Source organism: Pseudomonas psychrophila HA-4 (assembly GCF_000282975.1).
Taxonomy (GTDB): Bacteria; Pseudomonadota; Gammaproteobacteria; order Pseudomonadales; family Pseudomonadaceae; genus Aquipseudomonas; species Aquipseudomonas psychrophila_A.
Genome location: NZ_ALJC01000001.1, coordinates 1 through 8,741 on the forward strand (window position 1 = coordinate 1; position 8,741 = coordinate 8,741).

The following is an 8,741-nucleotide window of genomic DNA, read 5'->3' on the forward strand; positions in this document are numbered from 1 at the left end:
CCTTTGACTTTAATGCTTGGCGCCCTCAACTTTGTGGGTGGCGAACGAGGAGTTGCATTTACATTGAGTGCTGCCACTGGAGTGGTTGCCTTGCGTAATGACTCAACACCAGAGTTGGACAGAACAAAGCGCTATCCATTGGGCGGTCAACAATGTTCAATTTTCTTGCAGCCGGGGATCAAGCGATGAGCATGCCAGTGGCAGGTACGAGTAAGAAAAGTCTGTTCTCTCAACAGGATTACCTGGCTCCATTAGCTATACCTACGGGTGAATCGGCAGTTGACATGGTTAATATTATTTGGCGTAAGAATGAAGTGCATTTGGATGTTGGAAGTTACAGTCTGGGTGCTGGAATAATAGTTATGTGGCCAATGTTGTTGATTTTTATATATGTAGCACAGTCTACAAATAATTCGGATGTTTACTGGTTAGGAGCTTGTATATTAACAATTCCTATATTGATATTGATCTACAGCCTATTCCAACCGACCCCATTACCCATTCGCTTCAACCGCCAACGCCGAGAAGTCTGTGTGCCTCGTGAAAACGGTAACTACTGGATTGTGCCTTGGGAGACGGTAGCCGCCATCAGCTCGGAGCACTCGACGGTCAGTCAAGTGGGCAGGCATTCAACGGGCATGCTGTTTATAAGTTTCGATAACCCGGATCCGCACGCTGAAGAGAGTAATAAACACGTCTTCTGGGGATTTAACTGCGGGTCGAGCGAGGGGGCGATGGCGCAGTGGGAATGTATGCGCAGTTATATGGAGATTGGGCCGCAGGTTGTAAAAGATAATAGCGCCAGGTTTCATCACCCCAAAGGTATATTGGCTACTTATGTGGACAGTCTGTTTATCGCTGCTGAACGTAAAGGCTGGTTTATGACGTTGGTGTGGGAGGGTTTCTGCGGAATATTTATCTTCAATACCTTTCTTATCGATGCGCTTGAACGATTAAAACTATATCCACTCCCTGAATTTTCTAGCCCCGACATCATCGAATGGTCAAAACCCCTTCCGCCCGAGCGATGGGCCAAACGCTCCCCAGAGCTTGAGCTCGCCATCGCCGCCCGAGAAGCGCAACTGGCAGACTGCACGGCTTAACCTCAAATGCCACCAAAAAAGGCGGCTATCTCTCGATAGCCGCCTTTTCTAACACACGCTGTAAAACTTACTCAGCCAGTTTAAACGCCATGATGTAGTCACCTTTTTGGGTGCCTAGACCACCGTGACCGCCCGCCATGACCACCACGTATTGGGTGCCGTCTTTGCCGGCGTAGGTCATTGGGGTGGCTTGACCGCCCGCTGGCAGGCGACCTTCCCACAGGACTTTACCGTTGTTCACGTCGTAAGCACGCAGGTATTGGTCAAGGGTGCCGCTCAGGAAGGCAACGCCACCGGCTGTGGTTACGGTGCCGCCCAAGCTTGGAACGCCCATTGGCAATGGGATCGGTACCGGCGAGCTGTCACGCACGGTGCCGTTTTTGTGTTTCCAGATGACGTTGTTGTTGGTCAGGTCGACCGCTGCAACGTAACCCCACGAAGGCGCTTGGCAAGGCAAGCCAACGGGCGACAACAGAGGTTCCAGGATCACGCCGTAAGGTGCGCCTTTGTTCGGTTGAACACCCGAGGTTTCGCCTTTGCGTGGACCCATGGCTGCAACGTCTGCCTGTGGGACCAGTTTGGAGGTGAAAGCCATGTAGCTAGGGTTCAGGAAGGCGATCTGACGCACGGGGTCGACCGAGATACCGCCCCAGTCAAACACGCCGAAGTTGCCCGGATACACGATCGAACCTTGCAGCGATGGCGGGGTGTACATGCCGTCGTAACGCAGGGACTTGAAGTTGATCCGGCACAGCATCTGGTCGAACGGGGTCACGCCCCACATGTCGCGCTCAGTCAGTTCTGGCGGGATTATGTTCAGGTCCGAACGCGGCTGGGTTGGCGAGGTGTGGTCGCCTGCAACAGCTCCGCCCGGTGCCGGGATTTCGCGGATCGGTACGATGTCGTCGCCAGTGCGACGGTCAACAACGTAGATGCTGCCTTGCTTAGTCGAGGCCAGCAGAGCCGGTTTCACGCCATCAGCGGTTTTGAGGTCCATCAGGGTAGGTTGACCGCCCACGTCCATGTCCCACAGGTCATGGTGAGTGAACTGACGATACCAACGGACTTTACCGGTGTTGATGTCCAGAGCAGTCACGCCTGCGCTGTATCGCTCGGAGTCTTCGGTACGGTCGCCGCCATATTGGTCTGGCATTTGGTTGCCCATCGGCAGGTACAGCATGCCGAGGTTTTCGTCGACCGAGAACATCGACCACATGTTAGGCGAGTTACGGGTGTAGGTTTTGCCTTCGGCAATCGGCGTGGTGTCGTCCGGGTTGCCGCTGTCCCAGTTCCAGACCAGCTTGCCGGTACGTACGTCGTACGCACGGATCACGCCGGATGGCTCGTCAGTGGAGATGTTGTCGGTCACGTGGCCGCCAATCACAACCAAGTCTTTGGTCACGGCAGGTGGCGAAGTGGAGTAGTAGCCGCCCGGTGCAAAGCTGCCGATGTTGTGGCGCAGGTCTACTGAACCGTGGTCACCGAACTCGTCACAGACTTTACCGGTGTCGGCATTGAGTGCGATCAGACGGGTGTCGGCAGTCGGCAAGAACAGGCGACGTGGGCACGCGTTGCTCGAAGCGGTCGTAGCAGGCTCGGCAGCGTTTTGTTCGGTGCTGGCTTTGGCGTAGGCGTTTTCGTCGTGATAGCTCACGCCGCGGCAGGTCATGTGCGCCCAGCCTTTGAAGTTAGCAGCGTTTTGCGTGCTGATCTTCGGGTCGTAGCGCCAGATTTCCTTGCCGCTGTCTGGGTCAAGGGCGATCACCTGGCTGTGTGGGGTACACACATACAGCATGCCGTTGACTTTCAGTGGGGTGTTTTCGGCCGTGGTTTCACCCGGATCGCCTTCACCCGGAATATCACCCGTGCGCAGGGTCCAGGCTGGCACCAGTTTGTGTGCATTTTGCGGGGTGATTTCTTTCAGCGGTGAGTAACGGTCGCCATAGCCGGTACGGCCATAGGACTGCCAGTCGCCATCCGGCATGGTTGGTGCGGTGTTGGCCATGCCCGGTACGGCATCGCGATCCAACTCGCCTTTGATTTCGCCAGGGTGGGTGAACTGGCTAGCCAGTGCAGTAACACCCGCCAAGACCACGGCGATGCTCAGTGCGCCAGTGGCCACCGGTGCCGACTGACCGCGCAACAGCGGACGACGCAACCATGGCAACAGCAGGACGATACCGATGGCGAACCACAGGGCCAGACGTGGCACCAACTGCCACCAGTCCAGACCGACTTCCATCAGCGCCCATACGGTGCTGGCGAACAGAACCAGCGCATACAGGGCCAGTGCAGCTCGGTGTCCGGCGATCAGCAGAATGCCCGATAACCCGAAGCCGATACCGGCCAGCAGGTAATACGTCGACCCGCTGAGGGTGATCAGTTTGATACCCCCGGCCAGCATGGCCAGGCCCATTAGCACCAGCAAGATACCGAGCAGTGTCGGTAGCAGGCGGCTTCTACTCAAAGCACTCTCAGTGCTCATAGTGTGGTTCTCCGTTGTAAATGAAATTTAGCGGCAAGTTTTAAGCGGCAAGCTTCAAGCGTGCAGCTATCAACTTGCGGCTTGTAGCTCGTTCATTAGAACGAGCTTTGAATCTTCAGACCGCCGATCAGGGCGTCGTCCACGTGGTTGACGCCACCTGGATGGCGGATGTATTGCAGGTTCGGTCGAACGGTCAGCCAGTGAGTGACATGCACGCCGTAATACAATTCGGCGCTGTATTCAGTGTCCTGAGGCGGTAAGTAGTCAGCGTTGTCGACGTCATAAATCGCGTGAGCCTGGTTGGTGGCTTCAGCGTTTTTGCGGAAGGCCGGGTTGACATGAACGCGGGCCATGGCAAAGCCAATGTCGTCTTTGGGGCGTGCATCGAACACGCCTTTGTACACAACGCCTGCCTGGACATAGTTGTCGATGGCGTTGGTTTTCTTGTCGTGTAGGGTGGCGTTGGCGAACACGCTCAATCCCCGGGATTGATCACTGGAGCGGCTGGTCAGTTGCTGTTGCACACCTAGCCACAGGCCGTGTTTGCTCGAACTGCTGCGATAGCCTTCGCCGCTCAAGGCCGCCGGCTGGCCATTGGCATCCTTGTAAACGTCGGTTGCCTTGGCGCTGCTGTAGTAATAACCGGCGCGGTATTCACCTGGCAGGCCATTTATCTTCGGTGTCCATACCAGCTCGACCGGCAACACTGCACCTTGAGTGCCGCTGCCGCTGAGTTTGAAACCGTTACCGCGGTCCAGGTTGGACGGGTTCTGCTCATAAGCGCCGACTTGTGCATACAGCTCAGGCGTGAGGTGGTATTTGACCCGCAGTGCCCATTGGCTGACGGGCCAGTTGTACCAAATGCTGCCCGCCCAGTTGCCGACCTGCGAGCCACAGAACGCCAGGTTCTGGAAGTCGCAGGGGAAGCTATTGAAGTCTTCGCCCTGACCAAAGCGGCCAGCCTTGATGTCGAGTTTGTGATCGAAAAACGTTTGCTGGTACCACATCTGCGTCAAGCGGGTGGTTTGGCCTCGGCCCCAGACTTCTTGCGCCGAGGTGAAGCCGCCGACCCGTGGATCATTGATCCGATCGTTGCTGATGTTGTTGCCACTGCGCTGGGTAATCGTCAGTTGAAACTCAGCGTCTTCCCAGCCCAAAATTTTCTGCAAGTCCAGGTGAGTGCCCAGGCCGAACTGGTCGCTGTAACGCGCTGTGCGGTCGTGGTCATAGCCACCGTGCAGGTTGGAACCCACTTCACCCACGTAGTCGAGCGAGAAGCTATAGCCTTGCTTTGCAAGCTCGGTGCGGGTGCCGCCCCAATCGCCCAGCATCCATTTTGAGTCACTGTCGAAAGCCGGAGCAGCTTGTGCGCAACTGGCGAGGCCCATGGCGGTAATTCCGCCGATCAGGGTCAGGGCTTTTTGCCCAGCCATAGGGAATAGCGCGCTGTGTTTGCGCAAAGTTAGGAATGTGGACATAGGTCTAGATGAAGGTCTTTTTGGTAGGGCTGTGGCGTGGGTAGCGCTGTCTTTGGCAACAGGACTCACACTAAAAGAGTTAAGGGGAAATGAATCGTTTCAGTCCTTAATGCGGAAATGATAAAGCGCTGAAACGTTTAGAAACAGCACTTTAACTGACATGGATCATTTCGGATTCTGTAACAGTCGCCTGCGACCGTTCGTCTCAGAGGCTTTTTGCCTCACGTTCGTCGGTGTTTGCGGGGATTTTGGGGCGCGCGAGAGTTTCAGAAAATATCTGTAGAAGCAGCCGGTCGACGCTCGATTGCTCGCGATCTTTTGATCTTTAAAAGATCGCGAGCAAGCTCCTACACACGTATTGCGGTTTTTTAGAACGTCGTGCGCAGGCCTACTTCAACGCTGCGACCGGATGCCGGGGCAATGTCGCGCAAAATCGAACTGGCATAGCGCACGGTCTGGTTGGTCAGGTTGTCGCCTTTGACGAAGGCCAGCCATTGGCTGCTGCCGACATCAAAGTGATAACCCGCGCTGGCGCCCAAGGTGGTGTAGCCATGGGTGCCGGATTCGTTGTCGGGCACGCGGCCTTGATTGCTTGCGTGCTCAACATCGACCCGCGCTTGCCAGCGGTCAAGTTCCCATAGCAAACCACTGCTCAGGCGCAACGGGGCAATGCGCGGCAAGGCTTCGCCGGTGTCGAGGTTGGTGGCGCGGGTGTAGTCGCCCGACAGTTCCAAGGCAAATTTTCCGTAGGCACTTTCGCCCAGTTTCCAGTGATCCGAGGCTTCAAAGCCGGTGAAGCGCGCCCGTACCCCGGAATAGGTGTATTCAGGAATGCCGTCTGCGTCTGGCTCACCTTCGTCATTTAGCGTGCGACCTGTGCCCAACAAGCCGATGTAATTGGAGAAGTGGCTGTAGAACACCCCGACGCTGCCTTTGTGGGTGCCATTGTCAAAGCGCAGTGCCAAGTCGCTGGACACGGCTTTTTCTTTCGACAGATTGGGGTTGCCCAGTTCATAGGTGCCGGTGGCGACGTGCGCGCCATTTGCATACAGCTCATAGAAGGTAGGCGCACGTTCGGTGTAGCCCAAGGTGGCGGCCAACGACCAGATCGGCGTCAGGGTGAATACGGCGCCTGAAGACAGACTACCCGCGGTGAAGGTTTTGGAACTGTCTGCGGCCTCGAAACGCTCATTGCCCTTGGCATTCGGGTCGACCACGGTGTGTTCCAAACGCCCGCCAAGGCTGAGTTTAAGGCGGTCGGTGGCGTGTAACTCTTCGAGGATAAAGACCGCGCCGCTGTTGGTATCGGTCTGTGGCACGAAGGCTTCTTCGCCTAAGGCTGAGAACTCGTTGCGATTGACCTGCGCGCCAATCACGCCGTTGAGCGGGCCGATAGGCACGTGACGTGCTTCGATGCGCGCTTCGTAGCCTTTGTTCTTGAACGTGGTGCCGACTTCTCCGTCCTCAATTTCGCTGTGCTGGTAATCGGTGTAACCGGCATTTAGTTTGAGCGAGCTGAACGGGCCTTGCAGGTTGCGGATTTCCGACGCGAAAGCGTAGTGATCCTGCTTCATGCGGATGCGTACGTCTTGCTCGGCGGGCGAGCCGTAATTGGCGTCGTAGTTGCTGTAGGACAGGCCTGCGTAGCCATCGTCCCACGTGTAGGAACCGCCTACCGCGCCGCCGTCCTGACGGCCACTGCTGTTGCCCAGACGGCCTTTCTTTTGGTCGTCGTCATCGTCGCCTGACGGGGCATGGCGGTCACGGGCGTAGCCGGGGATTTTCAGGTCGTTGAACGCGCGGGCGTTGGCGTCTAGGTGCAAGGCGAAGGTCCCGTCACCGGCTTCCAGTTTGCCTGCGCTGCTGCGCGTGGTGTCTGCGCCGCCATAACGCAGTTCGCCTGCGCCATGAATGCCGTCGATGGCTTCGGTGGGGATGCGATTATCGAAGGTATTGACCACCCCGCCGATGGCACTGCCGCCATACAACAGGGCTGCTGGGCCGCGTACGATTTCGACCCGCTCAACGTTGACCGGGTCCAGGGGGACCGCGTGATCGTATGAGAGTGACGAGGCGTCCAGCGCGCCGACGCCATTGCGCAAAATGCGAATTCGGTCGCCATCCAGACCGCGAATGATGGGTCGGCTTGCGCCCGGACCGAAGTAGGACGAAGACACACCCGGCTGTTTGTTTAGGGTTTCACCGAGACTGCCATGTTGTTGCAGCGTGAGGTCATCACCTTCCAATACCGTGGTCGGTGCCGCCCATTGGCTGCTGCCCAAAGGGTTGCCGGTGATCACTTGGGTTTGCAGCTCCAAGGCGTAGGCGGGGGAGGCAATGAGCAGCGCGGTGGCAAGCGGGGTCAGGCGCAGACGTCGAAAGTGGCGTGGGGAAGCAGGGGAGGACATTGCAAGTTCCTTGGCAAGGGTGATGAAAGCGGTGGCGCCGAGCGCTCTTGATATTGATATTTATCGTTACAATATAACATCTCCTTTGGTTGCGCCACGCGGAACTTTCTCAACAACTGTTTTGCCCCAACTAGACTCACCCTGTGCCAAATGACTTCCCCCTGAGCAGGGGCTCGGCTAAGGTGCGCGGCTTTCCTTCTTCTGCTTTTAAAAGGCTCGGCATGACTGAACCCAACAACAACCCATTGCACGGCGTGACGCTGGAACAGATCCTCACTGCGCTGGTGGCGCATTACGAGTGGGAAGGGCTGGCTGAGCGTATTGATATTCGCTGCTTCAAGAGCGACCCGAGCATCAAGTCGAGCCTAACGTTCTTGCGCAAAACGCCATGGGCGCGGGAAAAGGTCGAGAAGCTCTACGTGAAATACGCCCGCACCAAACGCGAGAATTGAACCGCGTATGAGGGCCGTGCATAAGCGCACGCTGTTAACCGTGATGGCGCTGTTGGGCTGGAGTGGGCTGGCGATTCAGCTCGACATGGTACTGCTCGCTCGCTGGACATCGGGTGCGAGCCTGCTGGGCGGGTTGGTGAACTACTTTAGTTTTTTTACCATTTTGACCAACACCCTGGTCGCGACGGTATTGACCTATGCGGCAGACACACGCAGCTCAAAGGGCAGGGCATTTTTCTTGCAGCCGTGGGTCAGCAGCGGCATTGGCGTGAGCATTATTGTGGTGGGCGTGGCATACAGCCTGTTGCTGCGTAACCTGTGGCAGCCTCAAGGCCTGCAATGGCTGGCCAATGAGTTGCTGCACGACGTCATGCCCGTGCTGTTCACGCTGTACTGGTGGTTTTGCGTGCCTAAGGGCGCGTTACGCTTGAGCCATATCGGGTTATGGGGGCTGTACCCGATCGTGTACTTCGCCTACATCCTGTTACGCGGGCACCTACTGGGTGTGTACCCGTATCCGTTTATCGATGTTGAAAAACTGGGCTATGCGCAGACATTTGTGAATGCGCTCGGCATCTTGGCGGGGTTTGTGCTGGTGGCGCTGGTCATCGTTGCATTAGATCGGTGGCGTGGCCGTCAGACCTTGTCTCGCGATCTTTGAAAGATCAAAAGATCGCGATACGAGCTCGTTCTTAACAAAGTGACACGTCGTAAGGGCGCAACCCTAAGTCGCCGTAGCAATGGATAGGGACTCAAATCAAGAGCCCCCCTCACCCTAGCCCTCTCCCGAAGGAGAGGGAATCGATTGGGGGATG

At 56.8% G+C, this 8,741-nt stretch carries 6 protein-coding genes and 1 pseudogene; 4 read left to right on the top strand and 3 right to left on the bottom strand.

Features of this window, described 5'->3' with window-relative positions:
- Both B347_RS26790 and B347_RS0100005 read left to right on the top strand, forming a co-directional pair.
- A pseudogene (locus B347_RS26790) lies at nucleotides 1-189 on the top strand (hypothetical protein); the annotation flags it as partial.
- On the top strand, nucleotides 186-1,103 hold the full coding sequence (locus tag B347_RS0100005) for a DUF6708 domain-containing protein (RefSeq protein WP_026013903.1): 918 nt from the start codon (nucleotides 186-188) through the stop codon (nucleotides 1,101-1,103). The pseudogene B347_RS26790 and the gene B347_RS0100005, both read left to right, overlap by 4 nt.
- 67 nt (nucleotides 1,104-1,170) lie before the next feature.
- Here the strand turns inward: B347_RS0100005 and B347_RS0100010 are convergent, their stop codons facing one another.
- From B347_RS0100010 to B347_RS0100020, 3 genes are all read right to left on the bottom strand, one after another.
- Nucleotides 1,171-3,588, bottom strand: coding sequence for a glucose/quinate/shikimate family membrane-bound PQQ-dependent dehydrogenase (locus tag B347_RS0100010; protein WP_019407678.1), 2,418 nt, complete (start codon nucleotides 3,586-3,588; stop codon nucleotides 1,171-1,173).
- A 95-nt stretch (nucleotides 3,589-3,683) separates the two neighbouring features.
- Complete coding sequence (locus tag B347_RS0100015) at nucleotides 3,684-5,066, bottom strand: carbohydrate porin (protein ID WP_026013904.1); 1,383 nt, start codon at nucleotides 5,064-5,066, stop codon at nucleotides 3,684-3,686.
- Between the two features lie 368 nt (nucleotides 5,067-5,434).
- Nucleotides 5,435-7,474 carry a TonB-dependent receptor gene (locus B347_RS0100020; protein ID WP_019407680.1) on the bottom strand — a complete coding sequence of 680 codons (2,040 nt, stop codon included), beginning with the start codon at nucleotides 7,472-7,474 and terminating at the stop codon, nucleotides 5,435-5,437.
- Nucleotides 7,475-7,695: 221 nt separating this feature from the next.
- Between B347_RS0100020 and B347_RS0100025 the strand changes: the two genes are divergently transcribed.
- Both B347_RS0100025 and B347_RS0100030 read left to right on the top strand, forming a co-directional pair.
- The gene (locus tag B347_RS0100025; RefSeq protein ID WP_019407681.1) at nucleotides 7,696-7,926 is read left to right on the top strand and encodes a VF530 family DNA-binding protein; all 231 of its coding nucleotides are present in this window, start codon (nucleotides 7,696-7,698) and stop codon (nucleotides 7,924-7,926) included.
- Nucleotides 7,927-7,933: 7 nt separating this feature from the next.
- A complete protein-coding gene (locus tag B347_RS0100030) occupies nucleotides 7,934-8,587 on the top strand; it encodes a Pr6Pr family membrane protein (RefSeq protein WP_019407682.1) in 654 nt (217 codons plus the stop codon).
- Nucleotides 8,588-8,741: the final 154 nt, after the last annotated feature.

Bases quoted from the DNA above. Each gene is read 5' to 3' on its own strand.
- B347_RS0100005 (WP_026013903.1), top strand. From the start codon at position 186: ATGAGCATGCCAGTGGCAGGTACGAGTAAGAAAAGTCTGTTCTCTCAA.
- B347_RS0100010 (WP_019407678.1), bottom strand. From the start codon at position 3,588: ATGAGCACTGAGAGTGCTTTGAGTAGAAGCCGCCTGCTACCGACACTG.
- B347_RS0100015 (WP_026013904.1), bottom strand. From the start codon at position 5,066: ATGTCCACATTCCTAACTTTGCGCAAACACAGCGCGCTATTCCCTATG.
- B347_RS0100020 (WP_019407680.1), bottom strand. From the start codon at position 7,474: ATGTCCTCCCCTGCTTCCCCACGCCACTTTCGACGTCTGCGCCTGACC.
- B347_RS0100025 (WP_019407681.1), top strand. From the start codon at position 7,696: ATGACTGAACCCAACAACAACCCATTGCACGGCGTGACGCTGGAACAG.
- B347_RS0100030 (WP_019407682.1), top strand. From the start codon at position 7,934: ATGAGGGCCGTGCATAAGCGCACGCTGTTAACCGTGATGGCGCTGTTG.